15 protein-coding genes are annotated in these 17,533 nt (G+C 68.1%); 9 read left to right on the forward strand and 6 right to left on the reverse strand.

Translation table 11 applies throughout. The annotated features are described in order from the left end of the window. Positions 1-8 precede the first annotated feature (8 nt). A complete protein-coding gene (locus tag ACFWMR_RS02380; protein ID WP_378376358.1) occupies positions 9-1,154 on the reverse strand; it encodes a Cmx/CmrA family chloramphenicol efflux MFS transporter in 1,146 nt (381 codons plus the stop codon). Between the two features lie 396 nt (positions 1,155-1,550). Between ACFWMR_RS02380 and ACFWMR_RS02385 the strand changes: the two genes are divergently transcribed. Beyond that, entirely contained in the window at positions 1,551-2,630 is a 1,080-nt protein-coding gene (locus tag ACFWMR_RS02385) for an NAD(P)H-dependent amine dehydrogenase family protein (RefSeq protein ID WP_378376360.1), read from the forward strand. Beyond that, positions 2,627-3,106, forward strand: coding sequence for a carboxymuconolactone decarboxylase family protein (locus ACFWMR_RS02390; RefSeq protein ID WP_378376362.1), 480 nt, complete (start codon positions 2,627-2,629; stop codon positions 3,104-3,106). The genes ACFWMR_RS02385 and ACFWMR_RS02390 overlap by 4 nt, the downstream gene beginning before the upstream one ends. 136 nt (positions 3,107-3,242) lie before the next feature. Here the strand turns inward: ACFWMR_RS02390 and ACFWMR_RS02395 are convergent, their stop codons facing one another. Further along, positions 3,243-4,862: a GMC oxidoreductase gene (locus ACFWMR_RS02395; RefSeq protein WP_449224315.1), complete on the reverse strand. Its 1,620-nt coding sequence runs from the start codon at positions 4,860-4,862 to the stop codon at positions 3,243-3,245. Positions 4,863-5,003: 141 nt separating this feature from the next. Here ACFWMR_RS02395 and ACFWMR_RS02400 point away from each other — a divergent pair, with 141 nt between their 5' ends. From ACFWMR_RS02400 to ACFWMR_RS02410, 3 genes are all read left to right on the forward strand, one after another. Then, the gene (locus tag ACFWMR_RS02400) at positions 5,004-5,369 is read left to right on the forward strand and encodes an RNA-binding S4 domain-containing protein (protein WP_378276860.1); all 366 of its coding nucleotides are present in this window, start codon (positions 5,004-5,006) and stop codon (positions 5,367-5,369) included. Positions 5,370-5,492: 123 nt separating this feature from the next. After that, positions 5,493-7,835, forward strand: a complete 2,343-nt coding sequence (locus ACFWMR_RS02405; protein WP_378376364.1) for a cellulose binding domain-containing protein — start codon at positions 5,493-5,495, stop codon at positions 7,833-7,835. Further along, positions 7,832-8,920, forward strand: coding sequence for a right-handed parallel beta-helix repeat-containing protein (locus tag ACFWMR_RS02410; RefSeq protein ID WP_378376366.1), 1,089 nt, complete (start codon positions 7,832-7,834; stop codon positions 8,918-8,920). Before ACFWMR_RS02405 ends, ACFWMR_RS02410 begins: the two co-directional genes overlap by 4 nt. A gap of 44 nt (positions 8,921-8,964) precedes the next feature. Here ACFWMR_RS02410 and ACFWMR_RS02415 read toward each other — a convergent pair whose 3' ends face one another. Beyond that, positions 8,965-9,768 carry a class I SAM-dependent methyltransferase gene (locus tag ACFWMR_RS02415; protein WP_378376368.1) on the reverse strand — a complete coding sequence of 268 codons (804 nt, stop codon included), beginning with the start codon at positions 9,766-9,768 and terminating at the stop codon, positions 8,965-8,967. 50 nt (positions 9,769-9,818) lie between these two features. Between ACFWMR_RS02415 and ACFWMR_RS02420 the strand changes: the two genes are divergently transcribed. Then, on the forward strand, positions 9,819-10,391 hold the full coding sequence (locus ACFWMR_RS02420; protein WP_378376370.1) for a TetR/AcrR family transcriptional regulator: 573 nt from the start codon (positions 9,819-9,821) through the stop codon (positions 10,389-10,391). A gap of 45 nt (positions 10,392-10,436) precedes the next feature. Here the strand turns inward: ACFWMR_RS02420 and ACFWMR_RS02425 are convergent, their stop codons facing one another. The 3 genes from ACFWMR_RS02425 to ACFWMR_RS02435 all read right to left on the reverse strand — a co-directional run bounded on the left by ACFWMR_RS02425 (position 10,437) and on the right by ACFWMR_RS02435 (position 12,842). Then, the gene (locus ACFWMR_RS02425) at positions 10,437-11,270 is read right to left on the reverse strand and encodes a bifunctional 5,10-methylenetetrahydrofolate dehydrogenase/5,10-methenyltetrahydrofolate cyclohydrolase (protein ID WP_093933583.1); all 834 of its coding nucleotides are present in this window, start codon (positions 11,268-11,270) and stop codon (positions 10,437-10,439) included. Continuing rightward, positions 11,267-11,890 carry a cyclodeaminase/cyclohydrolase family protein gene (locus ACFWMR_RS02430; protein ID WP_093933582.1) on the reverse strand — a complete coding sequence of 208 codons (624 nt, stop codon included), beginning with the start codon at positions 11,888-11,890 and terminating at the stop codon, positions 11,267-11,269. The genes ACFWMR_RS02425 and ACFWMR_RS02430 overlap by 4 nt, the downstream gene beginning before the upstream one ends. Before the next feature lie 121 nt (positions 11,891-12,011). Further along, entirely contained in the window at positions 12,012-12,842 is an 831-nt protein-coding gene (locus tag ACFWMR_RS02435; protein WP_378376372.1) for a peptidoglycan-binding protein, read from the reverse strand. Positions 12,843-13,015: 173 nt separating this feature from the next. Between ACFWMR_RS02435 and ACFWMR_RS02440 the strand changes: the two genes are divergently transcribed. From ACFWMR_RS02440 to ACFWMR_RS02450, 3 genes are all read left to right on the forward strand, one after another. Continuing rightward, positions 13,016-13,471, forward strand: coding sequence for a hypothetical protein (locus ACFWMR_RS02440; protein WP_378376374.1), 456 nt, complete (start codon positions 13,016-13,018; stop codon positions 13,469-13,471). A 189-nt stretch (positions 13,472-13,660) separates the two neighbouring features. Next, positions 13,661-15,994, forward strand: coding sequence for a chitobiase/beta-hexosaminidase C-terminal domain-containing protein (locus tag ACFWMR_RS02445; protein ID WP_378376376.1), 2,334 nt, complete (start codon positions 13,661-13,663; stop codon positions 15,992-15,994). A 141-nt stretch (positions 15,995-16,135) separates the two neighbouring features. After that, positions 16,136-17,428: an aldehyde dehydrogenase family protein gene (locus tag ACFWMR_RS02450; RefSeq protein WP_378376378.1), complete on the forward strand. Its 1,293-nt coding sequence runs from the start codon at positions 16,136-16,138 to the stop codon at positions 17,426-17,428. The last annotated feature ends 105 nt before the right edge of the window (positions 17,429-17,533 follow it).

Raw genomic sequence — 17,533 nt, forward strand, 5'->3', positions numbered from 1 at the left:
CGCCGATGCTACCCAGAGAGTGGTACTTCCTTCCGTCGGACGAGCAGAAGCGGAACGAGGGCGATCGACGCGCTGATCCAGACCGCGTGGCGATAGTCGCCTGTCGCTTCCGTGACGAAACCGGCGAGGACCGGCCCCAGGAACGCGCCCGCGTTGAGCGCGACCGTCGCGAACGAACCACCGAGTGTCGGCGCGCCGGGAGCCACGTGCATGACCCGCGCCACGAGCGCGGAACCGCAACCGAAGGACAGTCCACCTTGGACGGTCGCCATGACGAACAGGGCGACCGGATGCGCTCCGGTCGCGGCGAGCACCGCCCAGCCGACCGGCAGGGCGCACAACGCGACGACCAAGCCGCGCTTGAGTTCACCATCGCCCGTACGGCCCGCCACGGTGACCCCGACGAACGCGCCGACACCGAATGCCGCCAGCAAGGCGGAAACCGCGCCGGCGGGGAGATGGGCGACCTCCGTCGCGATCACCGCGAGGAACGCGAACGTTGCGAAGGTCGCGCCGTTGACCAAGGCTGCGAGGACCATCGCGCGCCGGACGGGAGGCGCCTTCACCTCGCGTACTTCGCGCCTGATGGAGACGTCATGCGGGCCCGCCGCGTCGGCGGGCGCCGAACGGAACACCAGCACCAGCGCGGGTAGGCACAACGCGGCGACCGCCCAGAACGCGGATCGCCAGCCCGCGAGATCGCCCAAGATGGCTCCGGCGGGTACGCCGGCGACGCAAGACAGCGTGATGCCTGCCAGCAGCACCGAGGTCGCTCGTGCCTGTTTTCCCGGTGGCGCCAAGGCGACCGCGACAGGCATGGCGACGGCGAGAAACCCGGCGTTGACGATCGCCGCGACGATCCGCGTGCCGAACAACACCGGAAAGCTCGTCGTAACGGCGCCGACGACGTGCACCGCGACGAAGGCGGTCAGAAACCCGGCCAAGGCCCGGCGGCGAGACCAGCGCGCGCTGAGTACGGCCATGGCGGGAGCGCCGACGATCATTCCGACGGCGTACGCGGACGTCAGCGCGGCCGCCGCGCCCACCGGGACGGACAGCTCACCGGCGATCCCCGGCACGAGACCGGAGGCCATGAATTCGGAGGTGCCTTGCGCGAAAACGGCAAGGCCGAGGACATAGACGAACAGAGGCAACGGACGACTCCCAAACAGAAGACGAGCAGGAGGAAGCCGTGCACAGGACAGGAGGAAACCCGGCCGGGCGCACGGAACGGCGCTCGGTCATCGGAAAGCGGGTCATCGGAAAGCGAAGAAGGCCGCTACCTAACGGCCGGACAGGACGACACGCCGCCGGACGACCGGCGGCGAGGTTCTGTCCGACTCGGGGCTCGTCACGAGACCGCACACTACACAGGGCCGTCGGTGGCCGTCGAGAGGATTGCCGCTCACCGACGAAAACGGCGCTCGTTCCGCGTGCCGGAACGCTTTCGTTGCCGCCTCGAATGAACCCGAGTAATGCACTCTGACCTGCGGTTTTCGTGATTGTTTCGGTACTGGGAACCGATCCGGGATTCGGTTAACCTCGACTTCATGATTCCCACAGTTGTCTGGGGTACAGGCAACATCGGCCGTGCCTCCATCCGGGCCGTCGACGCGCATCCGGCGCTGGAACTCACCGGTGTGCTCGTACACGACTCCGCGAAGGTCGGTCGCGACGCGGCCGCGCTCGCGGGAGTCGACGGCGAACTGGGTGTGGCGGCGACCGATGACGTCGAAGCGGTTCTGGCGGCGGGTCCGCGGGCGGTGGTGTACGCGGCTTCCGGTGACATTCGGCCCGCGGAGGCGCTGGCCGACATCGTCCGCGCGATCCGGGCGGGGGCGGTGGTGGTGACCCCCGCGCTCTACGCGTTGTACGACCAGCGAAACGCGCCGGAAGAACTGCGGGAGCCGGTGCTCGCGGCGATCGCCGAGGGTGGCGGCTCGCTGTTCGTCTCCGGTGTCGATCCGGGCTGGGGCAACGACATCCTCCCCTTGCTGATCAGCGGACTCGGCACCACCGTGGACGCGGTCCGCTGCCAGGAGATCTTCGACTACTCCACCTACGACCAGCCGGACTCGGTTCGCTACCTGGTCGGCATGGGACAGCCGATGGACTATCAGCCGCCGATGCTGGCCCCGTCGGTCCCGACGATGGTGTGGGGCGGGCAGGTGCGATTGATCGCCCGCGGCCTCGGTGTCGAACTGGACGAGATCCGCGAGACGCTCGACCGCCGTCCGCTCGACGAAACCGTGACCACGCGGGCGATGGGGGAGTTCGAGGCGGGTACACAGGGCGCGGTCCGATTCGAAGTGCAGGGGATCGTGGACGGAGAACCCCGCATCGTCATCGAGCACGTCACCCGTATCCACGCGTCGTGCGCGCCGGACTGGCCGACGCCGCCCAGCGGTGACGGGGCGCATCGGGTGATCATCGAAGGCCGTCCCCGGATCGAAGTCTCGGTCGAGGCCACCGACGAGGGCGAAAACCGGTCGGCCGGCGGCAACGCGACCGCGGTCGGCAGGCTGGTCGGCGCCATCGATTGGCTCGCGGACGCCAAACCCGGCCTCTACGACGCACTCGACGTCCCCCTGCGACCGGCCACCGGCAAGCTCGGAAGGAGCGCGCGATGAACATCGACATTCCCGAGGGCAAGGACCCGATCGGCTACGTATGGGGCGAGATGGTGCCCGGGATCGGTGTCGCGGCGTCGAATCTCTCGCTCGCGGTCTACGCGCACACCACGCTGGGACTCCGCGAGTTCGAGGCGGCGCGGCTGCGGATCGCGCAGATCAACGGCTGCGTCTTCTGCCTGGACTGGCGGACCGAACGCGACGGCGTGAAGGTCGAAGAAGAGTTCGCCGACGCGGTGACCGACTGGCGCACCACCGACGCGTTCGACGAGCGGACCCGGCTGGCCGCCGAGTACGCCGAACGCTACGCCATCGACCACCATGGCATCGACGACGAGTTCTGGAAGCGGATGGCCGAGCACTACAGCCAGAAGGAAATCGTGGAACTGAGTATGAGCATCGGTTCCTGGCTCGCCTTCGGGCGGCTGAATCACGTCCTGGGGATCGACACGGTCTGCGTGCTCCCGAAGTTCTGAGCCCGGCGGGGAGTGTCCCGGGCGCCACGCTCCGATGCGCTCCACCAGAACCCGACGTCGCGAAAGCCACTTTCAGGACATCAGACGTCCCGAAAGTGGCTTTCGCGGCACTCGAAAACGGCGAACGCGAGCGGACTCACAGGTCGGTCGCGACGATCTTTTCGATGTTCCTTTCCGCCAGCGCGGTAATGGTGACGAACGGGTTCACCGAGGTATTACCCGGAATCAGCGCGCCGTCGATGACGTAAAGTCCCGGATAGCCGTGGAGCCTGCCGTAATTGTCGGTCGCCTTGCCGAGCACCGCGCCGCCGAGCGGGTGATAGGTGAGATGGTCGCCCCAGATCTTGTACACGCCGAAAAGGTCCGTCCGGTAGATCGTGCCTTCCTTGGCGTTGATCTTGTCGAAGATCGTCTTCGCCATGGCGATCGACGGCTGCTTCCACGCGGTCTGCCAATCGAGGTCGACCTTGTTCGCTCCGGCGTTCCACGAGAACGTCCCGCGGTTGGGGTTCTTGGTGATCGACAGGTAGAACGAGGCGTAGGTCTCGATGCCGGTCGGCAAGGGCGCGACTTCGGCGAACGCGCCGCCCGCGGCCCAGTTGTCGATGCCCGCCGTTGGGATGGACGATTGCAGTGCACCGGTGGCGTCCCACATGTGGTTGGCCCGGCCGCACATGATGTTGCCGTTGTCACCCCAGCCCTTCCCGACCTCGTTGTTGAGGTTGGGCAAGGCTCCGGTGGCCTTGAGTTTCACCAGGAGCTTGCTGGTGCCGACGCTGCCCGCGGCGAAGAACACCTTGTCCGCGGTGACGGATTTCGTCCCGGTGACCGTGCCGGCGGTGTCGAGCTGCTCCATCACCACGGTGTACCCGCCGCCGGAAGCCGGCGTGACCGAGGTGACGCGGTGCAGCGCCGAGATCGTCACCCGGCCGGTCGCCTTGATCCGCGGGAGGTAGGTCTGCTGCAACGATTTCTTGCCCGCGTTGTTGCCGTAGAGGATCTCCCCGGCCAGCGCGGACCTCGGGACCGTGCCCGCCTGCTCCTTCTTCATGTAGTCCCAGTCGTACACGTCCGGGACGAACAGGAACGGGAAACCCGACCGCTGCGCGTGTTTCCGGCCGACCCGCGCGTACTGGTAGCACTCGGCGGTCTCGAACCAGTTCGGGTCGATGGTGGCGACGCCGAGGCCCGCGTTGGCGCGCGGGTAGTAGACGCCGTACATCTCGTCGGCGTTGACCGTGGGCAGGACGGAGCCGAAGTTCTCGCGCTTCGGTGTGACGGCCATGCCGCCGTTGACCAGCGAACCGCCGCCGAGGCCGCGACCTTGGTAGACGGTGATGCCGCTGAACTCCTCGGCGTCGAGGATCCCGGTGTGGCGCGGGACGTCCTTGTCCAGCGGGAAGCCGAGGAAGTTGCTCAACGGCTGTTTGGTCCTCGTCCGCAGCCAGAAGGACCGATAGTCGGGAGTGGTGGTGTTGGCGAAGATCTTGCCGTCCGTACCCGGGGTGTCCCACGCCTTGCCGAGTTCGACGAGGTGGACGTCGACGCCCGCCTCGGCGAGCCGGAGCGCGGCGACGCAACCGCCGTAGCCGGAACCTACGACGAGCGCCGGAATTCGCGCGGCATCGGTGATCGAACTTTTCGCGGAGGCGGTCCCGCCCAGGGCGGCTGCTCCTAAGATAGAACCAGTTCCAGCAATGAAAAGACGGCGGGATAACTGTCCGGAAGGGCTTCTCCACATGGCTTCGTCGCTCACGTGATCTTCCTCACCGTTGAGGGATTTAGAACAAGTTATACCTGCGGCCCTGTCGGGTGGCAATAAAGGTGGGAGTTCTTTCCGGGCGTCCGGCCCAGGTGGCCGGGCATCGTGCCGGTGGATGGGCCACTATGTACTGCTGTGGAGTCCACTCGAGTTGATCGCTGGCTGTGGGCCGTCCGGCTCACCAAGACGCGCCCGGATGCCGCGGCGGCTTGCCGCGGCGGCCATGTCCGCGTGAACGGCAAACCCGCCAAACCCGCCACCACGGTCGTGGCGGGTGACGAGGTGCGCGCTCGGGTCCACGACACCACTCGGATCCTGGAAGTGACGCGGGTGATCCAGAAACGTGTCGGCGCCGCCGACGCGGCGACCTGTTTCATCGACCGGACTCCCGCGCCGCCGCCCGAGTCCGCCGTGCCGGTCGCGCGACGGGAACGGGGTGCGGGCCGGCCGACCAAACGGGAGCGCCGGGTGCTCGACCGTTTCCGGTCGGGAGAGAACTGACCTCGTTCACATACGTGGACGCTATTCACATCCGTTGACGGGTGACAGGAACGTGAACTATAAAGAGTGAGTCCGGGTGTACACGCCGCAACACCTTCCGTCAGTCCGTCACGGAGGTTTCGGGTGTCCCGAAAAAGTCCTCTTCGTCGTGCCGTCCTACCGGCGGCCGCCGCCGTGGTCGCCACCGCCGCGCTCTTGCAGGTACCGCCCGATGTGGCGGACGCGGCGCCGGGACCCGGCGCGCTGCCCGGTCTCGACGTCGGCGCGGCCAATCGCCGCGCGCCGGTCGCGGGGCTCTACGACTGGTCCAAGGCCGGATATCGGGGCGGCGCCGCGCTGCCCGGCTCCGCCGAAGTGAACCCTGACGCGACCTGTCAGGTCACCGCGGCGGAGCTGGCGAGCCAGTACAACGTCAAACCCGGCGACGGCGCCGACGACACGAACGGGATCCAGGCGGCGATCGACGGCATCAAGAGCGCGTGCTCGCCGTCCGGGAGCTACAGCAGACTGAGCACGATCACCTTCCCGGCCGGCCGGTTCGACGTCACGCACGAGATCCACGTCGACGCCGACTACCTGATCCTGCGCGGCGCGGGCAAGGAGGCGACCAAGTTCGTCTACAAACCCGACGCGAACACCCTTTACGACACTCTCACCCCGGACGGCTCCGACTGGGACGAGGACGGGATGACCTCGGGTGCGGGCAAGGGCGGCTGGCTCTGGCCGGGGCGCGGTCTGTTCCGCGTTCAGTCCAGGGGGGTGAATTCGTCGTACGCGAGCGACTACGCGTCGGCGCCCGCCAACCGCAAGGACATCTTCGAGGGCACGGTCAACGTCCACTGGAAGGCCGGAGTGAAGCTGCGCGGCAAGCCGGGGGACACCGCGTTCGCCGCCAGGACGGGGGACAAGGTCGTCCACCTGGCGAGCAGCGGCGCGCTGACCTCGCTCGCCGCCGGGAACCTGGTCAACATCCGCGCGGCCAACTCGCTGAAGTTCTACGAGCAGCAACAGGCCACGCCGACCACGTTCCCGTTGCTGAACATGCACATGCGCCAGCAGATCTTCACGATCACGGCGCTCGACACCGCCGCGCGCACGATCACCCTCGACAAACCGCTCGAGTACGACGTCCCGGTGAACTCCACCTCGGACGGTTCGGCGCCGATCGACGGCGCCACCTATGACTCGAAAGCGGCCCCGCTGGTCGACCCGGTGCTCGGCGTCGGGTTCGAGAACTTCGGTTTCACCCAGGACATGCCGGGCCTGAACCCGTTGGAGGCGAACAACAACTACGGGAACATGGCGCCCGCCGCGGAGATGCACGGGATCGTGTTCAAGTGGGCGGCGAACTCCTGGGTCCGCGGTATCCGCGCGGACATGACCGGTTCGCATCCGATCGTCACCGAGGAGGCCAAGAACCTCCAGATCGTCGACAACGAACTCAACGGCTCCTGGAACAAGGGCAAGGGCGGCAACGGCTACTTCCGCGGCTCCCGGGTCTGGGACTCGCTCTACGCCGGCAACACCTCGACACTGTTGCGGCACTTCACTTTCCAGTGGTCGGCTTCGGGCAACGTGGTGATCGGCAACTCGTTCGACTCCGACCTGAACCTGCACGGCGGCTGGGAACGCAACAACCTCTTCGAACTCAACACGGTCAAGGTCCCGTACGCGCATCGCTCCGGGAACTGCCGGGCGAACTGCGGTGAAGAGGGCGGCGGCGGTCCCGACGACTCGAACTGGTTCCCGATCTGGTGGGGTGCGGGCAAGAAGGCCGTCAAATGGTCGGGCGCGTCCGGCCCGCGCAACGTCTTCTTCAACAACGCCATGACCAAACAGCTCGCGGACAACGGCCCGTATAACGACTTCTACGCCGACCGGCACCGCGTCTACGCCTTCGGGTGGGACGGCACCGCGTACAAGCACCTCGACGTCGGCGGCACGCCGATCGCCGACTGGGCGAAGAACGAGCAACGGGACTACAGCGGCGGTCACGGGGTCGACGCGTCCAAGACCGACGCCGCGGCTTCGCTGTTCCTGAAGTCCATCGACGGAACCCCGCCGCCGTCGTCGACGGGGCAGACCTCCACCACGACCACGACCACGCCCACCTCGACGACGCCGACCACCACGACCTCGTCGAACCCCGGCGCGTGCCTGACGGCGGCGTTCGTCCGTAAATCGGTGTGGGACAGCGGCTACGGCGGCGGGTTCACCGTCACCAACACCTGTTCGGCCGCGGTGGGTTCGTGGGCGGTCGAGTTCGACCTGCCCGCCGGGACGTCGGTGACCGGTTCCTGGAGCTCGGTGCTGACCAAGACCGGCCTGCATTACCGGTTCGGGAACGCGACCCACAACGGCAGCGTCAAACCCGGTGGCACGGCGACGTTCGGCTTCAACGCCGCCGGTCAGGGACTCCCGGTCGCGTGCACGATCGCCGGAACGAAATGCGGAGGCACGGAATGACGAGGAAACGACTGATCGCCGCTCTCGCGGCCATGGCGTCCGCGGCGGGTCTGTTCGGCGCCGCCGTCATCGTCGGGCCCGCCGCGTTCGCCGAGGGTTCGGTCCCGGACGGCGACGTCGTCGATGTGGGCACCGCGGCGCAGTTGCGAGCCGCGCTAGCCGCCGCGAGCCCCGGCCAGACGATCCGGCTGGGCGCCGGAACCTACCGAGGTTCGTTCGTGGCCACGAAACCCGGGACGGCGACCGCTCCGATCACGGTGACCGGGCCGTCGACGGCGGTCCTGATCAACGACGGCCCGTCGGGTGAGGCGCCTTCCTGCCCGGCACCGACGGCGGGCTGGGACTCCGGGTACGGACTCTGGCTTTACGGTGCGCCGTATTGGCATCTGCAGGGCTTCACCGTGCAGGAGTCCAAGAAGGGCATCATCGCCGACGATTCGCACCACACCGTGATCGAAGGCGTGCGAGTCCACCGGATCGACGAGGAGGCCGTCCACTTCCGCCGTTCCTCGGCCGACAGCGTCCTCCGTGACTCGACGATCAGTCACACGGGTCTCGTGCAGGCGGGGTACGGCGAGGGCGTCTACCTCGGCTCGGCGAACTCGAACTGGAAGTGTCACGGCAACTCCGGCGGGGTCGACCGCAGCGACCGGATCCAGGTGCTCGGCAACCACATCGGGCCGTACGTGGCCGCGGAAGGCATCGACGTCAAGGAAGGCACCGAGGGTGGCGTCATCCGGGGCAACACCTTCGACGGCCAAGGGGTTTCCGGGCAGAACTCGGCCGATTCCTGGGTCGACGTCAAGGGGTTCGGCTACGTCATCGAGGGCAACACCGGCACCTTCGCCTCGCCGGGGACGTTCGCGAACGGCTACGAGACGCACAACCCCGGGACCACGCCGTCGTTCCCCAACGGTTGCGGGAACGCCTGGCGGGACAACAAGTCCGACCTCGGCGGCGTTGGCCAGTACGCCATCAAGATCACGTCGACGTCGAAGTGTTCGGAACGGCCGAACGTGGTCTACGCGTCCAACACCGTGTCGAGGGCGGTGAACGGGCTGACCAACGTTTCCGTCACACCTTGACGGACGCCGGTGGCGGGAGCGGCGCGGCTCCCGCCACCGGCGAGTCAGTTCCGGACCACGGTGAGCGCGACGGTGGCGTACCTGGTGGTGAACCGGCCGCCCATTCTGTCGATCGCCGCTCCGACTTCAGCGAGGATCTCTTGTCGCACTGCGGATTCGACCCACGTCAGCGAGCCGAACGTCGGGAGCTGGTCCAGCCATTCGTCACGGGTGTAGACCCGGTCCCAGTCATAGCGGCTTCGTTCCGGCTCGCCGAACCCGCCCGCTTCACGCAGGCTGTCGGCGATCTTCACGATGAGTGGCCCATACGGGTCAGAGGGTTGTTTCGGCACGCTCTTGAGGTCGATCGGGGCATCCGGCACGAGCCGCCGGTAAGCGTTCGCCAAGGCGTCCGCGACCTCTTCCGGCGGTTCGGGTACGTGCCAGAACACGGACAGGAGTCCGCCAGGGCGTAGCACCTCGGCGGCCTTGGCGGCACCGGCCACCGGGTCGACCCAGTGCCAGGCTTGGCCGGAGACGAGCAGATCGAATCGGCGCCCGGTGGGATCCCAGGTCTCGAACTTCGCGACCTCGACGTCGATCCCGCTCCGGCGGGCGAATTCGGCCATCCGCGGGTCCGGTTCGACGCCCAGGACGTGACAGCCCGCCGACTGGAACTGGCGCGCTTCGATCCCGGTGCCGATGCCGACGTCGAGGGTGTCGCGGCCGGGGGCGGCGGCGATGAGGTGGTCGATGAGTCCCGGGGGATAGGCGGGCCGGGTCCGGTCGTAGCGCTCGACGTCCGCGCCGAAGGACTCCGCGGCCTGTCGATACCGGTGAGGCTCCTGCCCCGAAGGTAGAGTGGGCATGCGCCCACCTTAAGTGGGCACGTGCCCACTCGTCAACGCAAGGGAGCCGTATGCCGACCGGGGTAGCCCTGCGCGCCGTCCGCGCGCAGCTGTTCGACGCCGCCGAACGTGTTCTCCTGCGGGACGGGCCGAGTGGTCTCACCAGCCGCGCCGTGACGACGGAGGCGGACTGCGCGAAAGGCGTGCTGCACAGGCATTTCGACGACTTCGACGGGTTCCTCGCCGAGTTCGTCCTCGACCGGATCGACAAGCTGGACGAGAAGGGGCTCCGGGAGGCCGTCGGCGCCGGGACCGTCGTGGACAACCTCACGGCGGCGCTCACCGCGGTCTTCGAGTCGGTCGCGGTCGCGATCGTCCCGCTCGTGATCTTCCGTGACGAGCTGCGCGCCCGGTTGCGCCGCGAGTGGCCTGCCGGGGTCCCGGTGCTGACCCAGGCCGCCGTGATGATCGGCGTCTACCTCGAAGAGGAACGAGGCCAGGGCAGGATCGCCGAGGACGCCGATGTCGAGACGCTCGCGGCCACGCTCATCGGAGCCACGCATCTGCTCTTCGCCGACCGCACCGCGCCCGCGCCCGAGACGGCGCAGGTGCGGAAGGTGGTGGAAACGGTGATCGGGGCATGAAAAAAGCGGCGAGTCCTCAGTGGACTCGCCGCTTCTGCCGGTGTGTCAGGACTGCGCGGCGGTGACGGTGTGCCGCAGCAGCAGCGACGTCGTGACCGGGCCGACGCCGCCGGGGACCGGCGTGATCGAGCCCGCGATGCCCTCGACCGCGGCCTGGTCGACGTCGCCGACGAGCCCGCCTTCGGGCGTCGGGTTGGTGCCGACGTCGATCACCACGGCACCGGGCTTGACGTGGTCCGCGCCGGCGAAGTGCGCGCGGCCGACGGCCACGACCAGGACGTCCGCGGTCTTGGTGACCGCCGCGAGGTCCTTGGTGCGGGAGTGGCAGACGGTCACCGTCGCGTTCTCGCCGAGCAGCAGCAGCGCGGCGGGCTTGCCGACGACGGTCGAACGGCCCACGACGGCGACCTGGGCGCCGGTCAGGGCGACCTGCTCGCGCTTCAGGATCTCCAGCACCGCGGCGGCGGTGGCGGGCGCGTAGGTCGGGAGGCCCGCGGCGAGACGGCCGAGGCTGACCGGGTTGGCGCCGTCGACGTCCTTGCGCGGGTCGATGTGGGCGCCGACGTCGTCGAGCGTCACACCTTCGGGCAGCGGGGTCTGGCAGATGATGCCGTGGACCGCCGGGTCCGCCGACAGCTTGTCGAGCTCGCGGGTGACGTCTTCGCCGGTCGGCTTCTCGAGCTGGACCACCCGGCAGTCGACGCCGACCTTCTTCGCGGCGCGCTCGATCGAGCGCACGTACCAGGCGGTCGCGTCGTCGTCGGTCGGCACGAGCACGGCCAGCGTCGGGACGGTGCCCGATTCACGCAGCTTGGCGGCGGTCTCGGTGACCTCGGCGGTGATGGCGGCGGCGATCGCGCGCCCGTCGATCAAGGTCATCGGGCGAGCCTTTCGCGAACCTGGGAGATGAGGGCGTCGGCGCGCCCGGCGGCGGGGAGGTACTCGGCGAGGCGGGCCTCGGTCTCCTTGCGGAGCTGCTCGTCCGACATGGACGCGAGGTTGACCTCGACGTTGACCACGCCCGACTCGAGCGCCGACTTGGCGGAGGACGCCGCGACCGCGATGTCGGAGATGACGTTGACGTTGGCGCCTTCGAGGATCGAGGCGGCGACGTCGACGACCTCGGCGGCGAGGGCGGCCGTGCGCAGCGGGACCTCGGCGGCGCCGACCAGGGCGGCCTGGATCGCGGCGGTGCGGGCCTTCTTCTCCTCGTCGGTGGCCTTCGGGAGCTTGTACGCGGCGACCACCGCGTCGAACGCGGCGGCGTCGTCGGCGGCGAGGCCGAGCGCGCGCGTCCGGAGGTCCTCGGCCTTGCCCAGCGCCTCGGTCATGGTGGCTTCGTGCTCGGCGTACTTCGGCTTGCCGATGGTCAGGTTGCACACCATGGAGACCAGGGCGGCACCGACCGCGGCGTTCATCGCGGCACCCGCGCCACCACCGGGCGTCGAGGCCTTCGAAGCCAGCTCGTCGAGCCACTGACCGACCGGTTGAGCCTCCACGCGTTGTTCCCTTCCCGCTGGTTTTGCCGTCGCGCCGAAGCCTACCCGGGTGTTCCCGGGCAGCCTGAAGGCCACCTTCGCGACGATCGACGCCGGTGAAGGTGGCCTTCGGACAGCGGGGTCAGGACCGCTGGTACTCCTCCCAAGTGAGCTTCGGGGAGACGGCGGGGCCGTCGTCGGAGCCCCGGCCGGCGAGACCGTTGTAGCCGAGGTAGTAGTCACCGGCCTGGTGCTGCGCGCCGGACGAGAGGTCCGGATCGGACAGTGCGATGGCGTGGATGTGGTAGGCGAAGCCCTGGGCCGGAGTCCGGACCCAAGCCGCGAAGCCCACCTGGCGGAGCTTCCGCGCGACGTCGGTCCGCGTGGTCGAGGACATGCCTTCGACGCCGATGTCCAGCGCGCCGCCACCATCGTGCGTACCGGCCGAAGCGCCGACGCCGCCGGGGTTGTACGAGCCCTGCGTGATGGTGAGCTGCCTGCCGAGCAGACCCTCGGCCTTCACCAGCATCGCCTTGGTGCGGGTGTTCATCGTCTTGCCGTGGTAGGTCAGCCGGCTACCCGCCGCGACCGTCGCGGTCACGGTGTACCGGCCGTCGCCCAGCTTCTCGAGCGACGTCTTGCCGGGCAGGCCGGAAGCGTCGATCCCGGTGTAGCCCAGCGACTTCTGGTAGCTCGAATACGCCGTGATCGTCGACGTGCCGAAATGACCGTCGACGTACTGCTGGTCGAGCAGTCCCTTGGCGGCCAGCGCCTGCTCCACCAGCAGCACACTGTCCTTGGCACCCGGAGTCAAGGCGCTGTCGGCCCGGCGCGGGTCGATCTGCGCGGCCTTGAGCACCGCTTCCATGCTGGCCGCGGGCAACGCGGCCGCGGTCAATTCAGCTCCGGCCGGTGCGGCCACGCCGAAGGAGAGCGCGGCCGCTGTCGCGGCCACGGCAACCTTGGTCAACAATTCCTGCCTCCTGAACGGACTTCGTTTGTCCGGCCAGCATGGGCAGGGCGAATACAAGGGCCATACAAACGAACTTCCCTCGCGTCCGCGTTGTCGCCCGGTCGGGTGTCGCTCCGGCGAAACCCGGGGTGACCTGATAAGACTCTCGGTGGACGCCGAAAGGTCGAGATCCCATGGTGCTTCGTACTTCGCCACCCTCGAGGGCTCATCTCAGACTGCTCGCGGAGGCCGACGCGGCCCCGCCGGCCCGGCGCCGGGACTTGTACGCCGAGATCGCCGACCGTCGCTTGGCCGCGATCCTCGCCGCCGAAGACGTGGCGGAGGAACACGGGTTGAGCGCCCACGTCCGGACGACCTGTTACGTCCACCGCTGCTGGGTGCACCAGTGCGTCTCGGATCCGATGCACGTCCTGATCGTCACCGGGCACCGGTGGTGCCGCCGCTGCGATCGCACCGTCGACGTCGAGATCGACGAGACCTTCCCGGGATCGGTCGAGCTCTCGTGTGACGGCTGCGGTGTCCCGCCGGACACGGTCGCGAACCGCGAGGTGCTCCTGGCCTGCCGGACCAGCCTGAGAGCCATGCACGGCGGGGAAGCGTCGACGCTGTACGTCGTCCCGGACAGCTGAGACACGTCCGATCGCGCCGTTCGGTGACGCCGAACGGCCGCCTTCCTGTCGGCTGACAGGCCCAGTCAGTGGTTTGGACCATCACTGTTACCGAAGCGTGATCTGGACATATCTCGCGGACCGTTACTTTGTTGTGGCGCGCAACGAATTGCTTCGCCCGTGGATTTCCAACGCCGGAGGTGTCACGACGTGGACCGGATCTTTGTGCAGCCCAAACGGCGGAAAGGGGTCCGGGGTGCGCTCGCCCTCGGCCTTTCCGCGCTCCTGATCGCCGCGGGTCTCGGCGGTGCCACCGCCGCGGCCGCGGACTACAGCCAGAGCGCCGCGTCCTTGAACGCGAGCCAGGCGCAGTTCTCCTTCACGCCGGCGACGGCCGCGCGGTACGTGGACATCCACTACACCGGCGTCCCGGGAGTGGGACAGCAGAACGTCCGCATGACCGACAGTGGGGGCACGTGGCGGCACACCGTCGGTTCGCTCGCGGCCGGCACGGTGCTCGACTACTGGTTCACCTACGAGAAGAACGGGCCGCAGTACGACACCCCGCACTTCGGCTACACCCATGGCGGCAGCGGCACGACCGTCGCTTCGCCGACGTTCGACCCGCCGGGCGGCAGCTATCCGAGCGCCCGTTCGGTGACGCTGACGTCCGCGACCGCGGGCGCGACCATCCGGTACACGGTGGACGGTTCCACGCCCACCGCGTCGTCCACTGTGTACACCGGCCCGATCACCGTCTCGGCGTCCTCGACGATTTCCGCGATCGCCCTCAAGTCCGGCTCCGCGAACTCCCCGGTGGTGTCGGCGAGCTACACGATCGGATCGACGCAGGCGACCTGCCCGGCTCAGGCCGAGGTCCCCGACTTCGGTCCCAACGTGCGGATCTTCGACCCGGGCATGTCGGCGTCGTCGATCCAGGCCAAGCTCGACGCGGACTTCAACGCGCAGAAGGACACCCTGACCGCGCAGTTCACCGAACGCCGGTACGCGCACCTGTTCAAGCCCGGTGTGTACAACGGCATCCACGACGACGTCGGCTACTACACCTCTGTCGCGGGGCTCGGCCAGAACCCGGGCGACGTCGTCATCAACGGTGACGTGACCGTCGACGCGTTCAACGAGTCGGACAAGGGTGTGGCGCTGCAGAACTTCTGGCGCTCGACGGAGAACCTGGCCGTCGTGCCGAGCAGCGGCGCGACCCGCTGGGCCGTCGCGCAGGCCGCGCCGTTCCGCCGGATGGACATCCGCGGCGGACTGAACCTCTTCCCGGCCAGCTACGGCTTCGCCAGCGGCGGCTACACCGCCGACAGCAAGGTCTCGGGCAAGACCGCGTCGATCTCGCAGCAGCAGTGGTACACCCGCGACAGCAGCTACGGCAGCTGGGAGGGCGGCGTCTGGAACATGGTGTTCTCCGGGACCAATGGTGCCCCGGCGAACACCTTCCCGAACCCGCCGGAGACGACACTCGGCACCACGCCGGTGTCCCGCGACGTCCCGTACCTGTACCTGGACGGGGCCGGCAAGTACCGCGTGTTCCTGCCTTCGTTGCGCACCAACGCTTCCGGGCCGAGCTGGGCCAACGGTGGCACCCAGGGCAGCTCGCTGCCGATGAGCCAGTTCTACGTCGTCAAGGCGGGGGACACGGCGTCGTCGATCAACAACGCCCTCTCCCAGGGCTGCAACCTGTTCTTCACGCCTGGCGTCTACCACCTCAACCAGACGCTGAACGTGACCAAGGCCAACACGGTCGTCCTCGGTGTCGGCTACCCGACGCTGGTGCCGGACAACGGTGTCGACGCGATGAAGGTCGCCGATGTGGACGGGGTCCGGCTCAAGGGCCTGCTGTTCGACGCCGGGACGACCAACTCGCAGTCGCTGCTCACCGTCGGCCCGGCCGGCTCGACGGCGAACCACTCGGCCAACCCGACGACGTTGCAGGACGTGTTCTTCCGGATCGGCGGTCAGATCGCCGGGAAAGCGACGAACAGCCTGATCGTCAACAGTCGTGACACGATCATCGACCACATCTGGGCCTGGCGGGCCGACCACGGCAACGCGGGGACCTACGGCTGGACGATCAACACCGGCGACACCGGCGTGGTCGTCAATGGCGACAACGTGCTGGCGACCGGCCTGTTCGTCGAGCATTACCAGAAGTACCAGGTGATCTGGAACGGCCAGAACGGCAGGACGATCTTCTTCCAGAACGAGATCCCTTACGACGTCCCGAACCAAGCGGGCTGGAAGAGCCCCAATGGGTTCAACGGGTACGCCGCCTACAAGGTGGGGGACAACGTGACCACGCACGAGGCGTGGGGCCTGGGCAGCTATTGCTTCTTCAACGACAACCCGGCGGTGAACCTGTACCACGCGTTCGAGGTGCCGAACCGCTCCAGCGTCCGGTTCCACAACATGGTGACGGTCTCGCTGAACTACAAGGGGACCATCACCCACGTGATCAACGACGCGGGTGCGGTGACGCCGCCGGACACGCGGCCGAGCAACCTGGTGAGCTACCCGTAGCGCTTCACCTCTGTCCGTGAAGGACTCCTTGAGGGACCCAGAGTCCCTCAAGGAGTCCTTCACGGACTTCATCTTGATGTATAACGATCTATACTGCCCGGCGTCAGGCGGCGGTTTCGGTTCGCGGTTAGGCTCGGGTCCATGATCAGCAAAGAAGTCGGTGACCTGCGCGAACTCTTCCGTTCCGGCGTCACGAAGCCGGTGGCCTGGCGGCGGAAGCAGCTCACGGGCCTACGTGCGCTCCTGAGCGAGCAGGAGGACGTCTTCCTGAAGGCGCTCTACGCCGATCTGCGCAAGAACGCCGTCGAGGCCAAGCGCGCGGAGATCGCGCTCGTGCGGAACGAGATCGACCACACGCTGGAGAACCTCGACGCCTGGCTGAACCCGGAGCCGGCCGACATCCCGCGGCCGCTGCGACCGGGCGACGGCCGGGTCGTCCGCGAACCGCTCGGCGTCGCACTGATCATCGGGCCGTGGAACTACCCGCTGCAGCTGGTGCTCGCGCCGCTGGTCGGAGCGCTGGCGGCGGGGAACTGCGCGGTCGTGAAGCCGAGCGAGCTGTCGCCGAACACCTCGGCCGCGATCGCGGAACATCTGCCGACCTACGTCGAAGGCGTCCGCGTCGTCGAGGGGGCGATCCCGGAGACGACGGCGTTGCTGGAGCAGAAGTTCGACACGATCTTCTACACCGGGAACGGGACCGTCGGCCGCATCGTCATGACCGCCGCGGCGAAGCATCTCACGCCGGTCACCCTCGAACTGGGCGGGAAGAGCCCGGCGATCGTCGAGCCGGGCGCGGATCTCGCCGTGACCGCGCAACGGCTCGCCTACGGCAAGTTCGCCAACGCGGGCCAGACCTGCGTCGCGCCCGACTACGTCCTCGCGATCGGCGACACCGGCCCGAAGCTGGCGCGGCACCTCGCCGAGACCGTCGAGGCGATGTTCGGCGAGGACCCGGCGACCAGCGAATCCTACGGCCGGATCATCTCGACCCGGCACTACGACCGGCTCGCCGCCTTGCTGGACGACGGGACCGCGGTCGTCGGCGGAAAGGCCGACCGGGACGAGAAGTACATCGCGCCCACCGTGCTCACCGGCGTCTCCCCGGACGCCCCGGTGATGAAGGACGAGATCTTCGGCCCGATCCTGCCGATCATCGACGTCCCCGACCTCGACGCGGCGCTGGCGTTCGTCAACGAACGCGACAAGCCGCTGGCGTTGTACGCCTTCACCGAGTCGGACGAAACGAAGCGCCGGGTCGAGACGGAGACGTCGTCCGGCGGGCTGGTGTTCGGAGCGGCGATCATCCACCTCGCGGCGCCCGAACTGCCGTTCGGGGGAGTAGGGGAGAGCGGGATGGGCCGCTATCACGGTCGCTATTCGATCGACAACTTCAGCCATGTGAAGGCGGTGCTGGACAAGCCCCTCGCGTAGCTCGCAGGGGCAAAGGTGTCCTGTTCGCTTCCTGCTTGGGATGTCGCGAATCCGGTCCGTGAAGGCCTCCTTGCCTACCCTGAAGGTAGCGAAGGAGGCCTTCAC

It is taken from the genome of Amycolatopsis thailandensis (assembly GCF_042723255.1).
Classification (GTDB): domain Bacteria; phylum Actinomycetota; class Actinomycetes; order Mycobacteriales; family Pseudonocardiaceae; genus Amycolatopsis; species Amycolatopsis thailandensis.